The following is a 24,522-nucleotide window of genomic DNA, read 5'->3' as shown; positions in this document are numbered from 1 at the left end:
CTACAACCTGGCCATGATTTGCCTTGCGATGATGCGACCGGCCCGGTTGGCACCGACAGTGCTCGCCTGCGGGCCGTATCCGGCGAAGAAGATGCGCGGGTCGGTCCCGGACACACCGGAACCCACCGAAACGCCGCCGGCTTTTTCCCGCAGCTTGAGCGGGGCCAGGTGCCGCAGCTCTGGCCGAAAACCGGATGCCCAGACGATCGCGTCCGCCTCGGTGAAGGTTCCATCACTCCACCGCACACCGGTCGGCTCAATGCTCGAAAACATGGGGCGAGCCACGAGCACTCCCCGGTCGATGCCGGCCGCGATGCGGCGCGTGACCGGTACCCCGGCACCGCTGACAATGCTCGGGAGGGCTTTGCCTGCCCGAGCCGCACGATCCTGCGACATCACGGCCGCCACGGCGGTCACTTCTGCCAGCTCGTCGGTGTGACTGAAATCGATCGGACGACGTGCCACCCAGGTCAGGTCGCTCGCCACCCCCTCAAGCTCGAGCAGGAACCCGATCGCTGACGTTCCGCCGCCGACCACGACGACACGCTGACCGGCGAACTCTTCACTCGAGACGTAGTTCGCCGTATGCACCTGCGCTCCCCCGAAGGTGCGCGCACCGGGGTAGTGCGGCACGAACGGCGCCCCCCAGGTCCCGGTCGCGTTCACGATCATGCGCGCGTTGGTTTTTTGGTCGCCGAAAACGGGCGAACTCGTGGCCACGACGAGGTCGGACTGCATCGGAGCCACGCTGGTCACGGTCACCGGACGCACGACATTGAGTTCATAGTGCTGCTCGTAGTCGCGGTAGTAGTCGCTGACGACGTCGCGGGCCGGAACGGTATGGTCGGCCGTATTAAAGCTCAGGCCAAGTTCTTTCATACCGGGAAGGTCGTTGACGCGGTGCGCCGACCCGAGATGCAGGGCCTGCCAGCGGTGCTGCCACGCGCCACCCGTGCCCGGGCCCCGGTCGAAGATAATAAAATCGCGCCCGGCCACGAGCTCAAACCGACGTAGGTAGAAACCAACGGAGAGCCCGGCCTGGCCGGCGCCGATGATGACGATGGGCACGCTGACGTTACCCGTCATGTCACCCCATTCCTACGGATTAGCCGTGCGAACGGCGTCCGCGGGGCACAAGGCCCATCATGCTAAACTAAACTCTAGTTTTTACACATTCCGTTCGGCAAATCCCGAGGGTCTCGCGACTCGCTCGGCCTGGCATCGTAAGGGGGTCACGCATGGGGCGCGGCCGTCAAAAAGCAAAGCACACCAAGGTAGCTCGGGAGCTGAAGTATTTCAGCCCGGATACCAATTACAACGCGCTCGAACGCGAGTTGACCGGGCATCCGTCCGACCCGCGCCTCGACGAAGACCTCGCCAAGTGGCCCGAGTACGAAGCGGACAAGGCCAAGAGTGCCGCCACCGATGGCGCAGCGAATTCCTCTGACGATGACGACGACGATGACGATCCCGACGGCGACGATGACCGTTACGTCGACCACTACGCCACCGAAGACGAGCAGAAGCGCGCCTAAGCTCCCTCTGCGTCCGCTGTCCGGGCGTTCCTGACGTAGGCGCGGCGGTTCGGCGCCCATCCAGCAACGACCGCAGAAATCAGCGCTCGTCGCAGGCGTCTGCGCCCGGAGCCCGCAACGCGTGCGCCGCAGTCTTCGGGCGCGTTAGTTCGCGTAGGCCCCGACGAGGCGCACAGCGCCGCCGTTGACGCCCTTGGCACCCTGCTCGAAGCCGGTCAGGTCGTGCGCGGCGCGCGAGACGCGCCCGGTGACCCAGGCGGGGATACCGCTCGTGGCCATACGGGCGATGACCGATGAAGCGGATGCCGCATCCACGACCGCGAACATGCCCACTCCGAGGTTCCAGGTTCCCTCCGCGCTTTCCAACGTGGACCCGGCCATGTCGCCGAGCACCCGGAACACGGGGGCGGGCGACCAGGTGGACCGGTCAACCTCGACCCAGGACCCGAAGGGCAGCACGCGGGCCAGGTTTGCCGCGATCCCGCCGCCGGTGACGTGGCTGAGCGAGTGGATGGCGCCGGCCAGTTCTGGATCGTTGATCACGTCGAGCAGCGGGCCGGTGTACAGGCGGGTCGGTTCGAGGAGCACCTCACCGACCATGCCGCCGAGTTCAGCCGACGTATCGGTGTAGCCGATGCCACGCTGCGCCAGAATGTGGCGCACGAGCGAGTAGCCGTTGGAGTGCAGACCGCTGGAGGCCAGCGCGATGACGACGTCACCCGAAACGACCTTCTCGGCGCCGAGCACCTGGTCGGCCTCGACCACGCCGGTGGCCGCGCCAGCCACGTCGTAGTCGTCCTGCCCGAGGAGGCCCGGGTGCTCGGCGGTTTCTCCGCCGACGAGAGCGGTTCCCGTCTCGGAACAGGCACGGGCGATGCCGGCCACGATCGAGGCGATGCGCTCTGGCACGACCTTGCCGCAGGCGATGTAGTCGGTCATGAACAGCGGGCGCGCACCGACCACGATGATGTCGTCGACGACCATGCCGACCAGGTCTTGCCCGATGGTGTCGTGCTTGTCGATCGCCTGGGCGATGGCGACCTTGGTGCCAACACCATCCGTCGACGTGGCCAGCAGGGGCTGCCGAAATTTGGTGAGGAACGACACGTCGAACAATCCAGCGAAGCCGCCGACCCCGCCCCAGACCTCTGGGCCGTGTGTCTTGGAGACGGCCGACTTCATGAGCTCGACCGCGAGGTCCCCGGCCCGGGTGTCGACTCCGGCTGCTGCATAGGACGAATTGCTCATTCTGGTCTTCCCGGGTCACCGAACGGTACCTGGCCCAAACGGGCGAGGGCTTCTTCTCGGCGCACGGCGGGCGCCAGAACGGCTTCCAGTTCGGAATCCGGACCGGGGTCGCATCCGTTGGAGGCGGCAGGTCGCTCGAGCAGATTCTTGCCGAGGTGCTGCGATTCCGGCAACGCGATCGGGTACACGCCCGTGAAGCAGGCCGTGCAGAGGCGCTCACGCGGCTGCTCGGTGGCTTCGATCATGCCGTCTTCGGAAAGGTAGCCGAGGCTGTCGGCGCCGATCGACTGGCGCACTTCGTCGATCTCGAGGCCGGTAGCGACGAGTTCGGCGCGGCTGGCAAAGTCGATGCCGTAGAAACACGGCCAGGTGATCGGCGGGCTCGAGATGCGCACGTGCACCTCGGCGGCGCCGGCCTCCCGCAGCATGCTCACGAGGGCACGCTGCGTGTTGCCGCGCACGATCGAATCATCGACCACGATGAGGCGTTTGCCCTTGATGACGTTCTTGAGCGGGTTCAACTTCAAGCGGATGCCGCGCTGGCGGATGGTCTGCGACGGCGCGATGAAGGTGCGCCCCACGTAGGAGTTCTTGACCAGGCCCTGGCCGAACGGGATGCCCGACGCCTGCGCGTAGCCGATGGCCGCTGGGGTGCCGGATTCCGGGGTGGGAATGACGAGGTCGGCTTCGACCGGGTGCTCGGCGGCGAGGCGGCGCCCCATCTCGACCCGGGCCTCGTGCACGCCGCGACCCGCGATGGTGGTGTCTGGTCGCGCGAGGTAGACGTACTCGAAGACGCAGCCCTTGGGCTCGGCCTTCGCGAATCGTTGGGTGCGCAGCCCGTTCTCGTCGATGGTGATGAGCTCACCCGGCTCGACCTCGCGCACGAAGCTCGCCCCGACAATGTCGAGGGCTGCCGTCTCGGAGGCGACGACCCAGCCGCGTTCGAGGCGGCCGAGCACCAGTGGCCGCACCCCCTGCGGGTCGCGGGCCGCATACAGGGTGGTTTCATCCATGAAAACGAGGCAGTAGGCACCGCGAAGACGCGGCAGCACCTCCAGCGCTGTGGCTTCGAGGGTGTGATCGAGGTCGCCGGTGAGCAGGGCGGTGATCACTGCGGTGTCGGTGGTGTTACCGCGAGCGAGTTCGCCATCAACCTGCGGATATCGTTCGCGCACGAGCTGCAGCAGCTCAGCGGTGTTGGTGAGGTTGCCATTGTGGCCGAGGGCCACCGTTCCGCTCGAGGTACGGCCGAGGGTCGGCTGGGCGTTCTGCCAACTCGACGAACCCGTCGTGGAATAGCGGGTATGCCCGACGGCGATGTGCCCGAGCAGGGTGCTCAGCGAGGCCTCGTTGAAGACCTGGGAGACAAGTCCCATGTCTTTGTAGATGAGGATCTTGGTGCCGTCGCTCGTAGCGATTCCGGCCGATTCCTGACCCCGATGTTGCAGGGCATACAGCCCGAAGTAGCTGAGTTTGGCCACCTCTTCACCGGGAGCCCACACACCGAAGACGCCACAGGCATCTTGCGGGCCTTTTTCATTGGGAAGAAGATCGTGATTTAACAGTCCGTCGCCACCGGGCAAGCCGCAGCCTCTTTACTTCTCGTTGAACGCTTGAAAATCATCGTTGGGAGCGCCGGAGCCAGGCTCAGCGGTACGCAGTTCGTTGGTACTTACTTCGTTCGCCCCTAGTCTATCGGCGATGACCGACACGTTTGAGCGACCAATGATCCGGTCGATCACGAGGGCCACGATCGCACCGAGCGTCGTGCCGACGGCAAGACCGCCGAGCAGCAGGAATCCGAAGATCTGCACCCGGTCGTACTCGTCGTTCTCGGGGAAGGAAATGGTGAGTATCAGGGCGAGCAGCACCCCGACAATGGCGCCGAGCAGCATAAAATTGCGGTATCGCGGCGCCCGATGCACGGTCACGGTCGTCTCCGCCAGTACGGTCTCATTGGCGGTCGGGTTGTCGGCGACGATGTCGGCCGACGGGTCCTGGGGCTGCTCGGGGGAACTCACCCGTCCATTGTCCCATGGGCAGATGGGAGACTGGCTATATGAACACGATTGCGGTACTTGGAAGCGCCAATATGGACCTCGTCGTGCGCCAGGCGCGCCTCCCCCTGCCCGGTGAGACAATCTTCGGGGCCGGTTTCAGCACGGTCCCGGGCGGCAAGGGGCTCAACCAGGCGGTTGCCGCCGCTCGCCTTGGCGCGGACGTGACCTTTCTGGGAGCGGTGGGAGCGGATGCCTATGGAACCGAGCTGCGCGCGCTGCTGGTGCGCGAGGGCATCCGTTCCACCGAACTTGCCACAGCGGATGCCCCCACCGGCACCGCCCACATCTCCGTCGTGGACAGCGGCGAGAATTCGATCGTCGTGGTGTCGGGGGCCAATGCCACGGTCACCACCCTGAGCGTGGAGCAGCGCGCGGTTGTTGCCGATTCGTGCTTTCTCGTGATGCAGTGCGAGCTGCCGTCCCGGGTGGTGGAGGAGGGGATCACCCTCGCTCGCGCGGCCGGTGTGTTCACCGTGCTCACGCCAGCGCCGGTAGTGCCGTTGCCGCCCGGCCTTCTCGCTTCCGTGGACCTCGTCGTTCCCAACCAGGGTGAAGCCGCCGAACTCACCGGGGAGAGCGACCCGGTGCGCGCAGCCGAGGTGCTCAGCGCCGGCGGTACCTGGGCGATCGTGACGCTGGGTTCGGAGGGTTCGGTCGTGGCGTTCGACGGCGAAGCCCTGGGTCTCGCCCCGGCTCGCCCGGTGACGGCGGTCGATACGACTGCGGCTGGCGACACCTTCGTCGGGGCGCTCGTGGCACGCCTCGCGGTCGTTTACGTGCGCGGCACCGATGTCACGCCCGATCAGATGATCGACGCCGTGCGCTATGCCACGGTCGCGTCCTCGATCGCGGTGACCCGCGCCGGGGCGACCACCTCGATGCCCGCCCAGGCCGAGGTCGACGCAATCCTCCGTTAACGAACGCGTAGTAAACGACCCGATTGGGTGGCTCAACGGGCGCTTTTTGCTCTCTCCTGACCCGACTCAGGAGCGGGTGCGCACCACCCGAATAGTGACCACCGCGGTCGCCGCGGCGGCCAGGGTACCGAGCAGGATCAGGGCGATCGTCCAGATGGTGAACGGCACCACGTCGTCGACGGCAGTGACCTCACCCACGACACCGACGTCGTCGGCCGCGGTGTGCGGGGCTGCGGCAGCAGCATCCGTTGGTACAGCGGCAATCTCTGCAGCGAGCGCCGCGCGCGCTGTGTCGGCCAAGGCCTGCGAGGCGGGCGTCAACACGGCCGCGACCACCCTCCGCGACGAATCGAACGCGGTGGGCACCGAAACGCTGGGAATCACCGGCTCGGAACTCGTCACCTCGGGCACCACGACCGGCGCCGCGACGGTCAGGGTGCGCACCTCGGAATACGCAACGGCTCCGTAGGGGTCTTTCGAGTAGGCGAACCAGCCGTGCGTACCAACGCCGGGGTTCCAGCTGGCAGTCACGGTGGTGCCGCTCACCACTGCCTCGAACGCTGCGATCGCGGTTTCGCTGAGGATATCGACGGTGAAGGCATCCGTTGCGAGCTCTTTCTGCATCGACGTCATGCCGAAGGCCGCGTAGGGCACCGTGAATTCCTGGTGCTCCAAGTCGAGGGTGGGGTCGTCGGAGTTATACGCGTCGAGGTACGGCGAGTAGGTGCGCACGCTGATCTGCTCGGCCGCGTTGTCGAAGTGCAGCAGCCGCAGAAACGACTGGCCTCCCTCTGGCAGGCCCTGGTAGTCGAACAGCATCTGGTAGACCGAACGGTCGGGGGTGCCGTCGCCGTTGTCGTCGAACTGATCGACGCGCGTGAACGCGTCGTGGTAGTGGCCGGAGAAGACCATCGCCACGTTGGCGTTCGGCGCGACGACATCATCGTAGATCTGCTGCGGCACCGCCCCGAGTCCGCCGGTGGTGAGCATGTATTCGTGCAGGTTGAGGATGGCGGTGCGCTCGGGATACTGCGCCAGCACCTCGTTCAGCCAGGCGATACCCTCGGCGCTCGGCGCCCAGCCAAGGTAGAGCATGATGAAGTCGATTCCGCCGGCCGTGATCAGGTCGTAGTGGCCGCGGTTGTCTTCAAAGCTGTCGCCGTACCAGGGGTTGGCCTCGTAGCGTTCGGCCCCGAAATTGGCCTTGTACGCGGCATAGTCGGCATCTTTCTGGCCGACATCGTGGTTGCCGGCGAGCACGCCGTAGGGCAGCTGGGCGTCGTCGAGCATGCTGTAGGCCGCATTGGCATTGGTCCACTGGTGTTCGGCTTCGAAGTTGTCCACGATGTCGCCGGTGTGGAACAGGTACTGCAGGTTGATGGCAGCGCGCTGCTCGAGCAGGTAGTCGTGAATGTCGAGCTGACGCTGGTAGAACGTGTCGTTGTAGTACTGCGTGTCGGATTCCACGGCGAGCGTGAAGTCGTAGTTCGCCCGCGCGGTGTCGTTCACGTTGTTGACCGGCAGGGCGCTCGACCGGTCCGAGAGGTCAGCACCGGCAAAGCCCTCGGAGTGCTGAATCAGTACGGTCAGAATCTGGTTTTGCACGTGGCCCAGTGCCGGCACCATGGCCTCGAGGGTGAAGGCGGTTGCGCCCTCACCGATGGTCACGTGGCGGTCGAACTCCTCCCACACGCCCGTGCTGAGGTTCTGAACGTAGAGCAACACCTTGGCGTCGGCATTCGCGGTGCCGTCCCAGCGCACCCGCGCGGTGAAATCAGCGCCGGCATCGGCCGGCACATCAACCTCGAACAGTTGGTAGGGAAACTGCGAGTCTGAGGTGATCGGTTCGACGGCGCCGTCCAGCCGCGCCATCGCGGCGACCTGGTCGCCGGTGAGCAGGGTCTTGGTCGCCCGCTCCGTGCCGTTCGCAATGGCGGTGGTGCCCGAAAAACCGCGCACGGTGCTGTCGGCAGCGGATGCCGTGAATCCCCGCCGCAGGGTGACGTTCAGTTGGTCACCGGTCGGGTCGGTCGCCCGCGCGCTGAGGTCGAGCGGTCCTTCCTCGACGATGGCGCCGTCGAGGGGCGTGATCAGTTCGTTGCCGGGCTCCTCGACCGGGGTGGAGAAGACGGTACTGAGCTCGCCGACGTTGCCGACGTTGTCCCGGGCGGTAAGCAACAGGGTGTGCTCCCCGTCTGCGAGTTTGATCGACGAGGTGGCGTAGGGCAGCTCGATGGGCAGGCCGTCGAGGGTCGCGGCGAGCGTGTCGGAGCCGGCACCGGCATCCGTCGCGGCACCTTCGAGCATGAATTCACCCTGGTAGAGCTGGCCGGCAACAGCGGTTGTCGTCACGACGGGAGCCGTGTTGTCGACCGTCACAGAGCGCCGCACCGTGTCGATGCCGTTGCTCGCGTTTACGCTGTGTGCGCCGTCGGCAACCGCGGTGGTGTCCCAGTCGTAGGCGACGGCCTGGTAGGCGTCTTGGGGAACGGTAAAGCTCGAGTTGTAGAAGTCGAGCTTGCCGGCACTGTCGCCCATGTTGAGCGCGAGGCTGGGGTCGCTGTAGCCGGTGGGTTGCAGGCTGCGACCGTCGGGCAGAACCAGGCGCATGTTTCTAATCTGAAAGTCGTCGTTGTTCTCGTTCGGGTTGATCTCGGGGGCGACCTTGGAGCCGGCCCAGACACTGACAACGAGGTTCTCGCCCTGCTTCACGTAGGTGAGCGGCACCGGCGTCGCGATGGTCTCCCAGCCCTCGGGGATGCCGTCGTCGAAGATGCGCAGCACGTCGGTGCCGATGCGCACGCCGTTCTGAAAGAAGGTATTGACAGCGGTGACCTCGAACACGAATTGGGGGGCGAATTCCAGCTCAGGGTTGGTCGGCACGATCTGGTCGTCGATGCTCAAGCTCATGGTGCTGCTGTCTCCGGCGGCCGAGAGCACTGTGTTGCCGGCGACGAATTGGCCGTCGGTGACATTCAGTCGCACCGGTGAGTTGTCGACGCCGGTGAGTTCGACCCGCACGACCGCGGTGCTGGTTTCGGTACTGCCGTCGCCGGCCGTGAAGTAGTACTCGTACCAGCGCTTGCCGGTGAGGTCGACCCGTTGCAGGTCGTACCGGTAGCCGCCGGCGCCGTCGGTGGACAGGTTTGTGGTCGCGAAGTCGGTGTCGATGTTGCTCTTCAGGTGCAGCTCGACGGTTCGCGCCTGCACGTCGTCGGTGACGGTGGCCGCGAGAGCGAAGTTGACGGCCGGATCGATCTCGGCGAGGGTATGGTCGTCGATCACCGGCGCGGTCGTGTCGGAGGCGACCGTTTTGAGGTCGCTCGGCACCTGCGCCGCGAAAACCTTGCCCGGATTGGCCGCGGCCTTGCCGAGGTTGAGCTGGCGACCCGGGTTACTCCCGTCGTTGCCATACTGGATTCCCTGGTTGGCATCGACGTCGTCGGCGCCGGCGAGGTTGTAATAGGCGGTATTGACGCTGAAACCGGTGTTGGTCAGAATCTCGATGCCACGCGCCGAACCGTTGGCCATTCCACCACTGAAAACCTCGACCAAATCCAGCCCCATCCTGAGGTCGGAGCCGAATGCAGCGTTGAAATCCGTGTCGGTAAGGGCGTCGTTCTGGCCGTTCTTGATCCAGAAAACCAGGTTTCCGCCGGCGGCGATGATAATGTCGTTCGGGGTGCTCGGCCAGCGCACGGTCGAGCTGTTGGTGAGGTCGGCCAGCGGATACAGGTAGTTGAGCGTGTAGTCCCCGAAATTGATGGGAGCCTTGGTGGCGTTGTAGACCTCAATGAACTCGCCGCCGTCGGCCGATCCGACGTTGGTCGTGTCCGGCGTGATCTCCGTGATCTGCAGCGGTGCGGTGTCGGCATTGGAGGGGGCCGGCGGCGTCGGGGTCGCGCTCGGGGTCGCGCTCGGGGTCGCGCTCGGGGTCGCACTCGAGGTCGGGGTCGGGGTCGGAGTTGTGTCCGGGCCGGGGTTGCCAGGGGTCGGTGTGCCGAGCGATTGCACCAGCTCCTGCGATGGCGATGTACTCGTTGCCGGGGCGCTGAAGTGGGCGCTCTTGTCGACGGAGACGGAGCCGGCCGGGTAGACAGCCCAACTGATCGAAGCGTTGGTGCCGTCGACGATGCGGATTCCGCGCCCACCGCCGTTTGCCATACCCGGCTGTCCGGTGATCCGCACCACCGGATACACGTCGGCAGAGCTGGTCTCGGTGGCGAAATGCGCACGGAAATCGGCTTCGGTGAACGCCTGGGTGTTGACGGTCGCGGTGGTGTAGTCGACCCAGAACACCGTGGTTGTCCCGGCAGCGATGGCGGTGCCGCCCGGGATGACGAAGGGTACGTCTTTGGTGCGGTCATCCGAGTCCGTGAAGATGTAGGCCAGGCCGATGCCGGCGGCCGCGAAGTCGATGTCCACGGTCGTTGTGTTCGTGACCTCGAAGAACTCGAAATTGTCGTACCCGACGTTGTCCGGGGTGACTTCGGTGACCAGGAGCGGGGGCAGTGCCGCTTCGGCCGCCGTCGCTGACGCCCCTGGTGCAAGGGCTCCGGCGCCCCCACCGATTAGCAGCACCAGGCCGAGCGCAAACATCGACGGACGAAACGGACGAGTCGATTTGCGCACGGAGCAGGCCTCTGTTTCATGGGAGCGGTCTCGCTCAAGCTATGGTCGGCACCTATCGCGGACATGTCTTCCACATGAACAAACGGGGTTTCTACCCCTGCCACGCGTGTCCCGAGGTCAGAGCCTCAGGATGTGGCCCGTCACGGCAGCGCGAGCTTGATTTGCCTGCAGCAGCGAGGCGAGGGTGTCACCTGTGCCAGGTGGGTTTTTCGACGGGCGTGGCAGCACGGTTTTGACCGGCGGGGCGCCAGGTTTGGGCGGGGTCAAACGCGAGCAGGCCGCGGATCCAGGGCCGGCCGTCTCGCATGTCGAGTGATTCAGCGCCGCAGCGAGCTGTGCATTATCGAAGATAACAACGATTTTCGTCACAAATAAGACGCACCAGCACTATTCACTCAACGCGAACTTACGCCGGACATTTAAGCTCAACCACTAAGGCAGGGGCAGCACCGGCACATGCCCGATCAGGGTGGCCCTGGACCCGGAGGCGTGGATGGCGCCGCTCGCCAGGCCGTCCGCCCAGGGCAGGGTGCCGGTCGCGAGCGCGAGCCAGGTGGCGGCATCCGTTTCGATCACGTTGGGCGGGGTACCGCGGGTGTGGCGAGGGCCGGCGACGCACTGCACAGCGCCGAACGGCGGCACGCGCACCTCGACGGTGTTGCCCTCGGCCTGTTCGGCCAGCAATTGCAGGGTGTAGCGCACCGCCTGCGCCCGAATGTCTCGGCTCGCGCTGGATCCAGCGGCGAGCGCGGCGAGGGCCGCCCGCACGGCCGCACGGCCGGCTCCGTCGTCGATGCGTGCTCGTGCCATGGTTCTAGTCTGCCCGATCCGCCGGGCTCGGGGCATCGGGTAGCCTGAAACGGTGAAAATCCTGATCCTTGGTTCCGGTGCCCGCGAGCACGCCATCATTACCGCACTGCTTCGTGAGACGCCGCGACCGAACGTCGTATGCGCCCCCGGCAACGCCGGTATCGCCGCCGAAACTGCGGTCGTAGCGCTCGATGCCAACGACCCGGTCGCCGTCACCGACTATGCCGTGCTGAACAGCATCGAACTCGTCGTCATCGGGCCGGAGGCTCCTCTCGTGGCCGGAGTCGCCGACGCCCTGCGCGCCCGCGGTATCGCCGTGTTCGGGCCCGACCGGGCCGCCGCTGCCCTCGAGGGCAGTAAGACTTTCGCCAAGCGCATCATGGATGAGGCCGGGGTTCCCACCGGCCGCGCCGTGCGCGCTGGCTCCCTCGCCGAGGCCGAGGCTGCGCTCGACGAGTTCGGAGCGCCCTACGTGGTCAAGGCCGACGGCCTCGCCGCCGGCAAGGGCGTGCTCGTCACGCCGGATCGCGCCGCAGCCCTCGCGCACGCCGCCTTCTGGCTCGAACACGGCAGCGTGCTTATCGAAGAGTTTCTCGACGGCCAGGAGATCTCGCTGTTTCTGCTCAGCGACGGCCACAGCGTGTTACCGCTCTCGCCCGCCCAGGACTACAAACGCGCCCTCGACCACGACGCCGGCCCCAACACCGGTGGCATGGGCGCCTACTCGCCCCTGCCCTGGCTTGACGCCGAGTTCGGCAGTGAGAACGAGTTCGTCGATGAGATCATCGAGACGGTTGCGCTGCCGACCGTGCGGCAGCTTGCCGCCGAGGGCACCCCGTTCGTCGGGCTGCTCTACTGCGGACTGATCTTGACGGATGCCGGCATCCGCGTCATCGAATTCAACGCCCGCTTCGGAGACCCCGAGACGCAGGTCGTGCTGCCGCGACTGCTCACGCCGCTGTCGGGTCTGCTGTTTGCGGCGGCGGCCGGCACACTCGGCACGCTGCCGCGGCCGGAGTTCAGTGCCGACGTGGCCGTGGCCGTGGTGCTCGCGAGCGAGAATTACCCCCAGGACCCGCTGGTCGGGCGCGAGATCACCGGATTGGACGCCGCACTGCGGGTGCCCGGCGTCACGGTCGCACACGCCGCGACCGCGACCGCGGGCGACGGCGACGAAGGTGGTACGCTCGTGTCCACCGGCGGCCGAGTGCTCAGCGTCGTCGCCGTGGGCGCCTCATTCTCCGAGGCCCGCTCCCGCGCCTACCAGGCGCTCGGGCAGGTGTCGCTGGAGGGTTCGCACTATCGAACGGACATAGCTGCCCGCGTCGCCTGAGCGAGTCCCCGCCACCGCGCGACGGTGATGGCCGGGCCGTCGGCGGCCAACGCGCCAGGAGCGTCGCCGACCAGTGGGCTTAGGTGCGTCGCCCCATTGCGCGAAACTTCGACACCCGGCGCATGAGCAGCTGGTCTACGGGCACGCTTGAAAGTGTGGACAGCTCGTACTCGATCGCCGCCGCCATCCGCTGGCAGAATGCCCGTCCTTCCTCGGCTGCATCGGGGCGCTCGTCGACGATATGGTCGACGATCCCATTGGCAAAGAGCGACGCAACGTTCACACCCTGCGCCTCCGACATGGCCGGGGCGAATTCCGTCGTGCGGTGCACGATGGCGCTCGCGCCCTCTGGCGGCAGCGGTGACAACCAGGAATGCTGCGCGGCTATGGTGCGGTCGGCCGGTAACAGTGCAAGCGCCCCACCGCCGGCCCCCTGGCCGAGCAAAACCGACACACTGGCCGACCGCAGTCCGATGAGCTCGTTCAGGGAACGGGCGATTTCACCGGCCATCCCGCCCTCCTCTGACTCTTTCGACAGAGCCGCCCCGGCCGTATCGATGACGGTGAGCAGCGGCAAGCCGAGTTCTTCGGCGAGGCGCATACCCCGGCGGGCCTCGCGCAGCGACCCCGGGCCCATCGTGGTGTCTCGCGACGGCCGCGGGCGGATGTGGCCGAGAACGATGCAGCTCTGCTGCCCGAAGCGCGCCATGGCGAGCATGAGCCCCGGGTCGTTTTCGCCCTCGCCCGTGCCGTTGAGCGGGAGCACGTCGTGCGCGCCATAGGCGAGCAGCTGGCGCAGGTCGGGCCGGCGCGGGTTTCGCGAGATTTGAATGGATGCCCATGCGCCGGCAGAAACGGGGAGCACCTGCATCGTCTCCGGGGCCGGCACCGGGGTAGTCGCCTTGCCGGTGAGGATGGTGAGCGCCCGGTCGACGATTTCCGGCAGCTGCTCGGGCGTAACGACAGCGTCGATCAGGCCGTGGTGGAACAGGTTTTCGGCGACCTGCACGTTTTCCGGAAACTTCTTTCCGTAGAGCGCTTCATAGACCCGCGGGCCTAAGAACCCGAGCAGCGCGCCCGGCTCCGCCACCGTGACGTGCCCGAGCGATCCCCACGACGCCATGACCCCGCCCGTGGTGGGGTGCCGCAGGTAGACAAGATACGGATGCCCCGCCTGCCGGTGCGCCCGCACGGCGGCGGTGATCTTCACCATGGAGAGAAAAGCGAGCGTGCCCTCCTGCATACGGGTGCCGCCGGAGGCCGGTCCGGCCAGGACCGGCAGCCCGTCGCGGGTGGCGCGTTCGATCGCGTCGACGATACGGTCCGCGGCAGAGAGTCCGATCGATCCGCCCAGGAACGCGAACTCGCTCACCACGATCGCTACCCGATGCCCGCGGATCAGGCCCTCACCCGTCAGCACGGATTCGTCACTGCCGCTCTTCTGCCGAGCCTTCACCAAATCAAGGCGGTACGCCTCGTCCGGGTCGGGATCGATTACGGGCTGGTCCCAGCTCGAGAACGATCCCTCATCCAGTACCACCCCAATGAGTTCGGCGGCGCTGAGGTGGCGGGTTTTCGGTTCGGTCACGACGCTTTTGTTCGGCACGTTAGATCCCTTCGACAGCGCGATTGAGCCAGTCACGTATTTCGGTGCCGTGCTGGTTGAGCACCGGCGGGGCAGAGTGCGTGGTGTTGGTCGTCTCGGCCGTGTCGGCGGGTCCGAAGAACCGCAGCGGCGGGCCCGGGAGGCTGATCTTACCGAGCACGTCATGCTCGACGTCGATCAACAGCCCCTGCGACAACACCTGGTCCCACTGGTAGACCTCATCCAACGAGCGCACCTTCCCGGCCGGAAGTCCGGCTTTCGCAAGTTTCTGCAGCAGCGGCACGGCATCGAAGTGAGCGAAGGCATCCGCTATCGCCGCTTTGAGGCTCTCCCGGTTGCGCACACGTTGCGCGTTGGTGGCCCACTCGGCTCGGGCGGGATCGAGGCCGAACTCGGCCGCGAAGGTGGCCCAGAGCTTCTCACTGCCGATGCTGATCTGCACGCTGCCGTCGCGGCACGCGAACAGTCCGTAGGGTGCGATCGACGGATGATGGTTGCCCTGGGCCTCGGGCACCTCGCCCGCCACCGTGGCACGGGTGCCCTGAAAGGCGTGCACTCCCACGAGCGCGGCCAGTAACGACGTACGAACGATCTGCCCCTCCCCCGTGCGCTCGCGCTGCAGCAAGGCCGCGAGCAGCCCGAAGGCGCCGTACATGCCTGAGAGTAGATCGGCGATCGGTACCCCCACCCGCTGCGGGTCGTCGGGGCCGGATCCGGTCAGTGACATGAGGCCGGCTTCGCCCTGCAGGATCTGGTCGTAGCCGCTGCGGCTCGACTCGGGGCCGTCGTGGCCGAAACCGGTGATCGAGAGGATAACGAGCGAGGGGTTCAGCTCGTGCATCGCCTCAGGCGAAAACCCGAGGCGGTCCAGAACACCGGGGCGGAAGTTCTCGACCACCACGTCGGCGCGCAGCAGCAGGTCGCGCAGCACCGCGCGGCCGTCGTCGCTCTTCAGGTCGAGGGCGATCGACTCCTTGTTGCGGTTGCACGAGAGGAAGTAGGTGGATTGCAGGTTGTCGTCGGGACCGACGAACGGCGGACCCCAGCCCCGGGTATCGTCTCCCGTTCCGGGATTTTCCACCTTGATGACGCGTGCCCCGAGGTCGGCGAGCATCATGCTCGCGTGCGGCCCGGCAAGGGCACGGCTCAGGTCAACGACCAGATAGCCCTCGAGTGGACCACGCGCTCGGGTCTGGGTGTCCGTGCTCATAGTCAGTCCTCTTTCGATGTGCGGTATGCGGGTGCGTCTACAGCCAGCCGGGCAGAACCAGCACCGCCCAGGCAATGGCGGGGCCGGCCACCACGACGATGCCGCTGTAGGCCAGGATCTGCTTGTAGAAGCGGTCCTTGTCGACGTCGTCGGGGGCGTTGGCCAGCACGAGAGCACCGTTCGTGGAGAACGGCGACACGTCCACGATGGTCGATGCCACGGCGAGGGCGCAGATCACGCCGATCGCGCCGATTTCGCCGGTGGCCAGGAACGGCACGGCGAGGGGAATCAGGGCGGCCAGGATGGCGGTCGAGGAGGCGAACGCCGAGACGATGGCGCCGATGTAGCAAATCAGCAGCGCTGCCAGCAGGGGCATGCCCAGGTTGGCTACGGCATCCGATACGTATTCGATGGTGCCGGCCTCTTCGAGTACGCCAACGAAGGTGAGCATGCCGCAGATGAGCAGCACGGTCGACCAGCTGATCTTGTTGACGGCACCCTTCTGCGCAGCGGGTGAGACCAGGGCGAGGATGACGGCGATGGTGATGGCTACGAAGCCGACATCAACCTTGAAGCCGAGCGCGATGACGGCCAGGGCGATGAGGCCGGCGATGGTGATCAGCTGAGGAATGCGTTCGGCACGGCTCGGCGCCTCTTGTGCGCCATCACCGGCCGGGTCGCGGGGGCCGTAGATGCCGGAGCCGAAGCCCTTGAACGCCACGTCGCCACCGGCTCTGGCGCCCACGCTGACCGCCATCCGAGCCTCGGCTGCCTGCTCCACAAAATGGCCGACCCGGCTGGAGAGCAGCCCTCGGCCACCAAGCACGATGAACAATACGACGGCGATCAGGAAGTTGAAGATGAGGCTCGACAGGAACACCGCCGTGGGGCTCGCGTCGAGTCCCGTGGTCGAGATGAGGCTGTTGACGATCACGCCGTACACCGCGATGGGCGAGAATCCGCCGCCCTGCGCTCCGTGAATCACCATCATGCCCATGAGCAGTGGGCTGATCTTGTACTTGCGGGCGAAGCCGAGCGCGATCGGCGCCACGATCGCCACGGCGGCCGGGGACAGAGCACCCACGGCGGTGATCACGGCCGTGATGATGAACATGATCCAGGGGATGAGGGCTACCCGTCCACCGACCAGTCGCACCGATCCGCGCACGAGCAGGTCGATCGTGCCGTTGCCCTGCGCGATCGCGAAGAGGTACGTGACCCCCACGAGGGTCAGGAAGAGCCCGCCGGGAAAATTGGCGAGAATGTCGGTGGTCTCCATGCCGAGGAAGACGGCGCCGAGCAGGAAGGCACCAACGAAAGCCAGCGCCCCCATGTTGACGGGAAGCAGCGTGGCGGTCAGAAACATCACCGCCAGGATGATGATCGAGATGATGGGAGCGGACATCCTTGTTCCTCCATGATTTTTAAGCGAAAGTGGGCTATTGGCTCACTGGACTAGCCTCCTAGATAGTAGGTGAGTTTGTCAATGCCCGTGTACCCTGAGGGTCACACTTCGATGAGGAGGCACCCGCGTGGCCCAGGACCTTGAACCCCAGCCCCTGTCGCGCGTGTCGAAACCACGGCTGTACGAACAGCTCGTGGCGCAGCTTCTGTCCTATATAGAGTCGGCCCATCTGGGCCCCGGCGACCTGTTGCCCGCCGAGCGCGATCTTGCGGAACGCCTCGGTGTCTCTCGCGCCACGCTGGCGCAGGCGCTCGTCGCCCTCGAGGTGCTCGGAGTCATCGACGTTCAGCACGGCACCGGCGCCGTACTCGTGTACCGGCCCAGCATCGCCACGGTGATCAAGGGACTCCGTGACCACCGAAACCGGCTGCCGGAAATCGTTGAGGCTCGCAGCACCCTGGAGGTGAAACTGGCCGAGCTCGCCGCGCTGCGAAGAACCGATGCCGACCTGGCGGCAATCGAGAACGCCGTGCAGGTCATGGCCGAGGAAATCGCGCTCGGCGACCGCGGCGCGCAGGGAGACGAGCTCTTTCACCAGGCCGTCACGGCCGCCGCCCACTCCCCCGTCCTCGCCCACCTCATGGCGTTCATCGCCGAGATGATCCTCGAAACCAGATTGGAGTCCCTGGCCCAGCCCGGCCGGCCCGAGCAGTCCCTGGCCTCGCACCGCACGATCACCGCGGCGATCCGGGCACGAGACGTCGCGGCCGCGAGCGCGGCGATGCTCTCGCACATCAAGCTCGTCTCCGACGTTGCCCTGCTGAAGTAGGAGAGAATACAAGCGTGACCGAATCCGCGCAGCCCTCAGCATCCGTCGCCCGCGAACTGCAGGGATGGGCTCATGCCTACTCGGGCAAGGTGCGAGACCTCTATATTCCGACCGGCGGCACGACGGATGCCCCGGCCGACCTGGCGAGCGCCTCCCGGGTGCTCGTGGTCGCCAGCGACCGAGTGAGCGCGTTCGACCATGTGCTGGAGCCGGGCATCCCGGGCAAGGGTGAGCTACTCACGACCCTCAGCCTGTGGTGGTTCGACCGGTTGACCGGCATCCCCAATCACCTCGTCGCCGACCACGAACAGCTCGGAAGCACCGTGCGCGAGCTCATCCCGGCGCCCGTCGCTGGCCGGGCAATGCTCTGCCGCACCCTCGACATGTATCCAATCGAATGCGTTGTGCGCGGGTACCTGACGGGCAGCGGCTGGAAGGAATACGTCGAGTCCCAGTCGGTGTGCGGCATTGCGCTGCCGGCCGGCCTGCAGAACGGCGACCGCCTGCCGGAACCCATCTACACCCCCGCGTGGAAGGCTCCACTGGGCCAGCATGACGAGAACATCACGTTCGAGCGCACGATCGAACTCGTCGGGGCGGGCGTTGCCGCCGAACTCCGCGACCTCTCGCTCACCCTCTTTGCCACGGCCGGAGCGATCGCCGAGAAGACCGGCGTCATTCTCGCCGATACCAAGTTTGAATTCGGCGCCGACCGGCAGACCGGCATGACCGTGCTCGCCGACGAGGTGCTCACGAGCGACTCCAGTCGGTACTGGGACGCAGAAGCCTGGCACACCGGCACGACGCCCGACGAGCGCATGGCGAGCTTCGACAAACAGATCGTGCGCGACTGGCTCGCCGCCCACTGGGACGGTACCGGCGCCCCGCCCGAGCTGCCGGCCAAGATCGTGGAGCAGACGGCTGCCCGCTATCGCGAACTGCTCGAGCGCCTCACCGGCGCCTGAGACGCAAACTGCCGTCCGGATGCCTGGGGATAGCGGAATAGCCCGGGCAACGCCTGAGTTGTGCCTGCTGTGACTCTAAGCGCGAAGGACTTGCTGGCCGCCGACACCGGAATGGGCGCGGTGACCCTGCGCGTGGGCAACCTCGACGCCATGATCGCCTATTACCGAGACGTCGTAACGCTCGAGTTACAGAGCCATGACGGGCCGGTCGCGGTGCTCGGGCGCGGCCAGACACCGCTCGTTATTCTGCAGCACGCGCCCGAGCTCGCCGCGGCTGAACCGCGCTCGGCTGGGCTCTACCACTCAGCCATTTTGTTCGACACGCAGGCCGACCTCGCTGCCGCCGTGTACTCGATCGGCGCGAAGTCCCCGGGAACCTTCACCGGCAGCGCCGATCACCTGGTCAGCCAGGCTTTCTACTTCACCGACCCGGAGGGAAACGGCATCGAGTTGTACTGGGACCGCGACCGCACCCTGTGGAGTTGGACCCACGGCCAGGTAGAAATGGCCTCGCTCCACCTCGACCCGAACGCCTTCATTTCTGAGCATCTGTCGGCGGCGCCGAGTGAGGGCCGCGCCGTCGTCGGTCACGTGCACCTCTCGGTCGGAGATGTCGCGAGCGCTCGCGAGTTCTACGTGAACCGTCTCGGCTTCGAGGCGACCGCAAACTTTGGTCCTTCCGCCCTGTTCGTCTCGGCCGGGGGCTACCACCACCACATGGCCATGAATACCTGGGAGAGCTCGGGCAGCGGCAAGCGCCGCCTGGCGCTGGGTCTTGGGGAGATCAGCATCACCGTGCCCGGCGCCGACGACATTGGCGCCCTCGACGAGCGGATGACCCACTACAAAGTCCCCACCAGTCACGACGGGCAGACCCTCGCGTTTGACGACCCGTGGGCCAACCGCATCCGGGTGCGCGCCAGCGGTGCGGCATCCGCTTCGGACCCGGTCGCGACGCTCTAGCACCGCGGGCAGCACCGCGGGCAGCACCGGGGACGCCGACGTGCCGGCGACGAATCAGCGTGCGGCGCGAGCGGCGCGACGGGTGAGCCCGTGCACGGTGGCCTGGTAGTCCTTGACGTTGAGCGGGCGGCCGGGCAGCTTGGGCCGGGGCGCGTCGGCCACGCGCAGGCCGTCGAGCACGATGGAGAGCTGCCGACGCCACTGGCCGGCATAGCCGGCGCCGAGGCCGCCCAGCGATCCAACCATAGTGACAAGCACAGCGAGGTCGACCGCGTCCACGTCCCGGCGCAGGGTGCCGTCCTTTTTCGCGCGGGCCACGAGACTTGCGATGAAGCCGTCGAACTCGGCGGCGGGTCGCGCCGACGGGTCCAGTTGGGCCATGCGGCGCAAAATCGGCGGCAGCGCCGGGTCAGCGACGAGCCATTCCGCAACCCGTTCGGTGTAGATGACGAGCGCCTCCCACGGGTTGGGCGCCGCCTCGATCTCTCCGCGCACCGCGTGCAGTTCGGCGAGGGCGAGGTCATAAAGCGCGCGCACAAGGTCGTCTCTGGTCGGAAAGTTGCGGTACAGGGTCGCCACGCCAACCTCGGACTGACGCGCGATCTCCTCGAGTGAAGCATCGATACCGTGCTGCGCGAACTGGGCGCGGGCCGACACAATGAGGCGGTCACGGTTCAGCCGGGCGTCGCGACGACGAGGCGGCACGGGTGCTGGCTTCTCGGGGGCAGACTTCTCGGGTGCAGACGGGGTTGGCACGCCATCCTGAGGCTTTCGGGTCGGCGGGGTCATGCGGTCCAGTCTAGAACTTCGGCCGGCACGGTTCGCTTTGGTGTTGCGCCCATCGCTGCAACCTGCGCACAATTTGAACAAGCCGAACGGAACCCGATGACTCTCAAGAACAACACTCGCGAATTCGACCCCAAGATTGTCACCGATTTTCGAGAGAAGATGAGCTACGGGGCCTACCTCGACCTGCCCACGCTGCTCGATGCGCAGAAGCCGGTCAGCGTTCCGGAACACCACGATGAATTGCTCTTCATCATCCAGCATCAAACCACAGAGCTCTGGCTCAAGCTTGTGCTCCACGAACTGCACGCGGCCATCGAGGCACTGCGTCAGGACCAGCTCGCGCCAGCCCTGAAGGGTATCGCCCGGGTCAAGCATATTCAGCGCACCCTCACCGAGCAGTGGTCGGTGCTCGCCACCCTGACACCCACTGAATATGCCCAGTTTCGGCACTATCTCGGCAACTCCAGCGGGTTCCAGTCGTATCAATACCGCGCGGTCGAGTTCGTGCTCGGCAACAAGAACCGCCGCATGCTCACGGTTTTCGAAGCGGATGCCCCGGCCCACGCCCTGTTGACCGCAACACTCGAAGCGCCCAGCCTCTACGACGAGTTTCTGCGCTATTTGCACCGGGACGGCTTCCATATTCCGGCCGATGTGCTCGAACGCGACGTGACCGAGGCTTGGACATTTCGCCCAGAGCTCGTGCAAACTTTTCGCGGAATCTACGAGAATGCCAGCGAACACTGGGCCGCCTATGAGGCCTGCGAGGAACTCGTCGACCTGGAAGACAATTTTCAACTCTGGCGGTTTCGCCACCTCAAGACGGTGCAGCGCATCATCGGCACGAAGCAGGGCACCGGGGGGTCGAGCGGCGCAGCCTTTCTGCAAAAAGCTCTCGAACTCACCTTTTTCCCGGAGTTATTCGCCGTACGCACGGAGATCGGCGCGTGACCACTCATTTTCTGGTCGGTCGAGGCTCGGTGTTGCCGGGCTTTCTCGACGCCCACGTGCACCTCGCCCTGATCGACGCGACCCTCTTGCCCGGTGGCGGAATCGCTCGGGTGTTCGACCTCGGCGGCTGGCTGCCGGACGGTCTCAACTCTTCTATGCCCGATTTGGCATGCGCACACCAGTTCATCACTGCTTTCGGCGGCTACCCTCTGCGTGCCGGGTGGGCCGAGCGCGGCTGGAGCTGTGCGGTCGCCTCAGCAGCGGACGCCGCCGCCGCGGTCGATCTGCAGGCGGCAGCCGGGGCATCCGTTCTAAAAATCACCCTGAACTCACTGGCCGGGCCGATGCTCGGCACCGAGGCTCTGGCCGCGGTCGTCGGCCGGGCACACGAGTTGAAGCTGCCGGTCGTCGTACACGCCGAGGGTGCGGGACAGGCCGATCGCGCGTTTGTGGCCGGAGCGGATGCCTTCGCCCACACCCCTTTTTCGGAGCGCCTCGCCGACGATCTCGTGACCGCGATGGCCGCACGCATGACCTGGATCAGCACGCTGGACATTCACGGTTGGGGTCGCCCCACCCCCGCATTTGAGATTGCGAGCGACAATCTGCGTCGGTTCCATGCGGCCGGTGGCCGGGTGCTCTACGGTACCGATCTCGGCAACGGGCCACTCCCACTCGGTTTGAACTCCCGTGAGATCACGGCGCTGCTTGGCGCCGGACTGTCCCCCGACGACGTCCTGACCGCGCTCTGCTCGCCGGCACCGCTCGGCCTGACCCTGGCCGACACTCGGGTCACCTTTATTCCGGGCGAACGACCACGTAACCCCGAAGACTTCGCCGACTGGCTCGTCACCGCTCGCGCCCTCACCCGTTTTGAACTGGAGGTTCTCGCATGACACCCACTATGAACGGTGCGAATGGCCTCGATGTCCCCCTCGCTTTTGCCCGGCGGATGGACCGCATTGACGGTCTGGCGCACTATCGCGCCAGGTTTCTGGGAACCGACGCCGACGCCGAGACCGCCAACCCACGCGCCTACCTCGACGGCAACTCTCTCGGACGCCCGCTGCGGGCCAGCGCCGAACGCATCGCCGACTTTCTGCAACACGACTGGGGTACCCGGCTCATTCGCGGCTGGGACGAGCAGTGGATGGACCTGCCCTTGCAGATCGGTGACGACCTCGGCCTGGCCTGCCTCGGCGCCGAGCCCGGGCAGGTTTTCGTCGGTGACTCGACCACCGTGTTGCTCTACAAACTGGCCAGGGCCGCCGTGGATTCACGGCCGCAACGCACCGAGATCGTGCTCGACAGTGACAACTTTCCCACCGACCGATACGTTTTGGAAGGCATCGCGCGCGAGCGCGGCCTGACACTCCGGTGGATCGATTCCGATACCGAGGGCGGGGTCACCGCCGAACAGGTACGCAGCGTCGTCGGCCCGCAGACCTCGCTCGTGCTGCTCAGCCACGTGGCCTACCGTTCCGGCTACCTCGCCGACATGCGGGCCATCACGGCCGTCGCCCACGAGCATGATGCCCTCGTGCTCTGGGATCTGAGCCACTCGGTCGGGTCTGTTCCGATCGAACTCGACCGCTGCGACGTGGATCTTGCGGTCGGCTGCTCCTACAAATACCTGAGCGGGGGCCCGGGCGCTCCGGCCTTCGGCTATGTGAAAAGCGACCTGCAGTCCGTGCTGACCCAGCCGGTTCAGGGGTGGATGGGTTCTCAAGCCATCTTCGAGATGGGGCCGGGGTACCGGCCGGCCACCGGCATCCGTCGATTCATGAGCGGCACGCCTGCCGTGCTGGGTATGCTCGCCATGCAGGACACCATCGCCATGCTGGGCGAAGCCACGATCGGGGCGGTACGAGCCAAGTCGGTCGCGCTGACCGAGTTCGCGATCACGCTTGTTGATGACTGGCTTGCGCCGATGGGGGTCACCGTTGCCTCGCCGCGCGAGCAGACCCACCGCGGCGGGCACGTGACCATCAACCATCCGCTTATGCGCGAGGTCACGAAGATTCTGTGGGACAACGATGTGATCCCGGATTTTCGGGCACCCAACGGGCTGCGGCTCGGCCTCGCCCCGTTCAGCACGAGCTTCGTGGAGACCTACGACGGGGTGGCCGCCGTGCGCGACGTATTGCGCGGCATTTTGCTCGGTCAGAGCGGCGTAGCAGAGTCGGCCCGCACCGAGGCGGGCCAGCGCGGTCGACCCGGCCTATAGAATTGTAGGGATTTGCCACGACTATAAGCCCCAGACTGTATGCGGAGTGCCCTGTGCCAACGATCGTCGTCGAAGTAATGCCCAAGGCCGAGTTGCTTGACCCCCAGGGCAAGGCCGTCGCCGGCGCCCTCGGTCGCCTCGGTCAGACCCAGTCAGCGCTGGCAAACGTCACCGGCGTGCGCGTCGGCAAGCGCTTCGAGATTTCCATCGAAGGTGAAGCGGATGCCGACGCTTTAGCCGCCGTGCGCGAGCTCGCCGACACGGTGCTGTCCAACTCCGTGATCGAAGATGTCGTCGGCATCCACGTGCAGGACGCCCCCTCGTCAGCGGTCGCCTGATGCGCATCGGCGTCGTCACCTTTCCCGGCTCGCTCGATGATCGCGACGCTGCGCGCGCGATTCGTCTGGCCGGCGCCGACGCCGTGTCTCTCTGGCACGGCGACCACGACCTGCACGGTGTCGATGCCCTCGTGCTGCCGGGCGGATTTAGCTACGGCGACTATCTGCGGGCCGGAGCCATCGCGAGCCTCTCACCGATCATGACCGAGGTCATCGACGCGGCGAACAAAGGCATGCCCGTGCTCGGAATCTGCAACGGATTCCAGATGCTCACCGAGGCCCATCTGCTTGACGGCGGACTCATTCGGAACGACAAGGGCCGCTTTATCTGCCGTGACCAGGGCCTGCGCATCGAGAACAACGCGAGTGACTGGACGAGCGAGTTCTCCGCCAACGCCGAGATCGTCATTCCACTCAAGAACGGCGAGGGCTCGTTCATGGCCTCCGACGAGACCCTCAAGGCACTCGAAGGCGAGGGTCGCATCGTGGCCCGCTACATTGGCGGCAACCCGAACGGGTCGCTGAACGACATCGCCGGCGTGACCAACGCCCGCGGCAATGTTGTCGGCCTCATGCCGCACCCCGAGCACGCCGTTGAGGCCGGGTTCGGCCCCGACACCGACGATGCCATGGCGAGCGGCGTCGACGGCCTGGCTTTCTTCACCTCGGTCATCGCCGGGGCGCTCGTCGCGCGCTAGCCC

General features: G+C 66.2%; 21 protein-coding genes. 11 read left to right on the top strand and 10 right to left on the bottom strand.

From position 1 onward, the window contains the following. Positions 1-1,086, bottom strand: a complete 1,086-nt coding sequence (locus E3T51_RS05440) for an NAD(P)-binding domain-containing protein (RefSeq protein WP_134528473.1) — start codon at positions 1,084-1,086, stop codon at positions 1-3. A gap of 152 nt (positions 1,087-1,238) precedes the next feature. Here E3T51_RS05440 and E3T51_RS17315 point away from each other — a divergent pair, with 152 nt between their 5' ends. Further along, entirely contained in the window at positions 1,239-1,535 is a 297-nt protein-coding gene (locus tag E3T51_RS17315) for a DUF3073 domain-containing protein (RefSeq protein ID WP_104190914.1), read from the top strand. Positions 1,536-1,679: 144 nt separating this feature from the next. Here the strand turns inward: E3T51_RS17315 and purM are convergent, their stop codons facing one another. Genes purM through E3T51_RS05420 form a run of 3 tightly spaced genes read right to left on the bottom strand, consistent with a single transcriptional unit; the run spans position 1,680 to position 4,807 of the window. Beyond that, complete coding sequence (gene purM / locus E3T51_RS05430; RefSeq protein ID WP_134528470.1) at positions 1,680-2,783, bottom strand: phosphoribosylformylglycinamidine cyclo-ligase; 1,104 nt, start codon at positions 2,781-2,783, stop codon at positions 1,680-1,682. Beyond that, complete coding sequence (gene purF, locus E3T51_RS05425) at positions 2,780-4,369, bottom strand: amidophosphoribosyltransferase (protein WP_134528467.1); 1,590 nt, start codon at positions 4,367-4,369, stop codon at positions 2,780-2,782. The genes purM and purF overlap by 4 nt, the downstream gene beginning before the upstream one ends. A 12-nt stretch (positions 4,370-4,381) precedes the next feature. Next, positions 4,382-4,807 (bottom strand): hypothetical protein, encoded by a 426-nt coding sequence (locus E3T51_RS05420; RefSeq protein ID WP_134528465.1) that lies wholly within the window; start codon positions 4,805-4,807, stop codon positions 4,382-4,384. A gap of 38 nt (positions 4,808-4,845) precedes the next feature. Here E3T51_RS05420 and E3T51_RS05415 point away from each other — a divergent pair, with 38 nt between their 5' ends. Next, complete coding sequence (locus E3T51_RS05415; protein WP_134528462.1) at positions 4,846-5,763, top strand: ribokinase; 918 nt, start codon at positions 4,846-4,848, stop codon at positions 5,761-5,763. A 66-nt stretch (positions 5,764-5,829) separates the two neighbouring features. On the opposite strand, the gene E3T51_RS05410 is transcribed toward E3T51_RS05415, so the two are convergent. Both E3T51_RS05410 and E3T51_RS05405 read right to left on the bottom strand, forming a co-directional pair. Then, positions 5,830-10,395: a lamin tail domain-containing protein gene (locus E3T51_RS05410; protein WP_134528459.1), complete on the bottom strand. Its 4,566-nt coding sequence runs from the start codon at positions 10,393-10,395 to the stop codon at positions 5,830-5,832. Positions 10,396-10,827: 432 nt separating this feature from the next. Beyond that, on the bottom strand, positions 10,828-11,205 hold the full coding sequence (locus tag E3T51_RS05405; RefSeq protein WP_134528456.1) for a sterol carrier family protein: 378 nt from the start codon (positions 11,203-11,205) through the stop codon (positions 10,828-10,830). 52 nt (positions 11,206-11,257) lie between these two features. Between E3T51_RS05405 and purD the strand changes: the two genes are divergently transcribed. Continuing rightward, complete coding sequence (gene purD / locus E3T51_RS05400) at positions 11,258-12,538, top strand: phosphoribosylamine--glycine ligase (protein WP_134528453.1); 1,281 nt, start codon at positions 11,258-11,260, stop codon at positions 12,536-12,538. A gap of 79 nt (positions 12,539-12,617) precedes the next feature. On the opposite strand, the gene E3T51_RS05395 is transcribed toward purD, so the two are convergent. Genes E3T51_RS05395 through E3T51_RS05385 form a run of 3 tightly spaced genes read right to left on the bottom strand, consistent with a single transcriptional unit; the run spans position 12,618 to position 16,759 of the window. Then, positions 12,618-14,126: an acetyl-CoA carboxylase carboxyltransferase subunit alpha/beta gene (locus tag E3T51_RS05395; protein WP_241989184.1), complete on the bottom strand. Its 1,509-nt coding sequence runs from the start codon at positions 14,124-14,126 to the stop codon at positions 12,618-12,620. A 19-nt stretch (positions 14,127-14,145) separates the two neighbouring features. Beyond that, positions 14,146-15,354: a CaiB/BaiF CoA transferase family protein gene (locus tag E3T51_RS05390; RefSeq protein WP_134528447.1), complete on the bottom strand. Its 1,209-nt coding sequence runs from the start codon at positions 15,352-15,354 to the stop codon at positions 14,146-14,148. A gap of 37 nt (positions 15,355-15,391) precedes the next feature. Next, positions 15,392-16,759, bottom strand: coding sequence for an SLC13 family permease (locus tag E3T51_RS05385; protein WP_134528444.1), 1,368 nt, complete (start codon positions 16,757-16,759; stop codon positions 15,392-15,394). A 127-nt stretch (positions 16,760-16,886) separates the two neighbouring features. On the opposite strand from E3T51_RS05385, the gene E3T51_RS05380 reads away from it, so the two are divergent. The 3 genes from E3T51_RS05380 to E3T51_RS05370 all read left to right on the top strand — a co-directional run bounded on the left by E3T51_RS05380 (position 16,887) and on the right by E3T51_RS05370 (position 19,516). Beyond that, entirely contained in the window at positions 16,887-17,588 is a 702-nt protein-coding gene (locus E3T51_RS05380) for a FadR/GntR family transcriptional regulator (RefSeq protein ID WP_134528441.1), read from the top strand. 14 nt (positions 17,589-17,602) lie between these two features. Next, positions 17,603-18,553 carry a phosphoribosylaminoimidazolesuccinocarboxamide synthase gene (locus E3T51_RS05375; RefSeq protein ID WP_134528439.1) on the top strand — a complete coding sequence of 317 codons (951 nt, stop codon included), beginning with the start codon at positions 17,603-17,605 and terminating at the stop codon, positions 18,551-18,553. A gap of 111 nt (positions 18,554-18,664) precedes the next feature. Continuing rightward, the gene (locus E3T51_RS05370; RefSeq protein WP_134528631.1) at positions 18,665-19,516 is read left to right on the top strand and encodes a VOC family protein; all 852 of its coding nucleotides are present in this window, start codon (positions 18,665-18,667) and stop codon (positions 19,514-19,516) included. 54 nt (positions 19,517-19,570) lie between these two features. Here the strand turns inward: E3T51_RS05370 and E3T51_RS05365 are convergent, their stop codons facing one another. Beyond that, on the bottom strand, positions 19,571-20,305 hold the full coding sequence (locus E3T51_RS05365) for a TetR/AcrR family transcriptional regulator (RefSeq protein ID WP_134528436.1): 735 nt from the start codon (positions 20,303-20,305) through the stop codon (positions 19,571-19,573). 96 nt (positions 20,306-20,401) lie between these two features. Between E3T51_RS05365 and kynA the strand changes: the two genes are divergently transcribed. Genes kynA through purQ form a run of 5 tightly spaced genes read left to right on the top strand, consistent with a single transcriptional unit; the run spans position 20,402 to position 24,519 of the window. After that, complete coding sequence (gene kynA, locus E3T51_RS05360; protein WP_104190928.1) at positions 20,402-21,256, top strand: tryptophan 2,3-dioxygenase; 855 nt, start codon at positions 20,402-20,404, stop codon at positions 21,254-21,256. Next, positions 21,253-22,152, top strand: coding sequence for an amidohydrolase family protein (locus tag E3T51_RS05355; RefSeq protein ID WP_134528433.1), 900 nt, complete (start codon positions 21,253-21,255; stop codon positions 22,150-22,152). Before kynA ends, E3T51_RS05355 begins: the two co-directional genes overlap by 4 nt. Next, positions 22,149-23,483, top strand: coding sequence for a kynureninase (locus tag E3T51_RS05350; RefSeq protein ID WP_241989183.1), 1,335 nt, complete (start codon positions 22,149-22,151; stop codon positions 23,481-23,483). Before E3T51_RS05355 ends, E3T51_RS05350 begins: the two co-directional genes overlap by 4 nt. Positions 23,484-23,536: 53 nt before the next feature. Continuing rightward, a complete protein-coding gene (locus E3T51_RS05345; RefSeq protein WP_104190931.1) occupies positions 23,537-23,821 on the top strand; it encodes a phosphoribosylformylglycinamidine synthase subunit PurS in 285 nt (94 codons plus the stop codon). After that, complete coding sequence (gene purQ / locus E3T51_RS05340) at positions 23,821-24,519, top strand: phosphoribosylformylglycinamidine synthase subunit PurQ (RefSeq protein WP_134528430.1); 699 nt, start codon at positions 23,821-23,823, stop codon at positions 24,517-24,519. The genes E3T51_RS05345 and purQ overlap by 1 nt, the downstream gene beginning before the upstream one ends. Positions 24,520-24,522 lie beyond the last annotated feature (3 nt).

Source organism: Cryobacterium serini (genome assembly GCF_004404025.1).
Taxonomy (GTDB): domain Bacteria; phylum Actinomycetota; class Actinomycetes; order Actinomycetales; family Microbacteriaceae; genus Cryobacterium; species Cryobacterium serini.
Note: the sequence above shows the minus strand (reverse complement) of the source record. Positions and strands in the feature narration are given on the sequence as shown.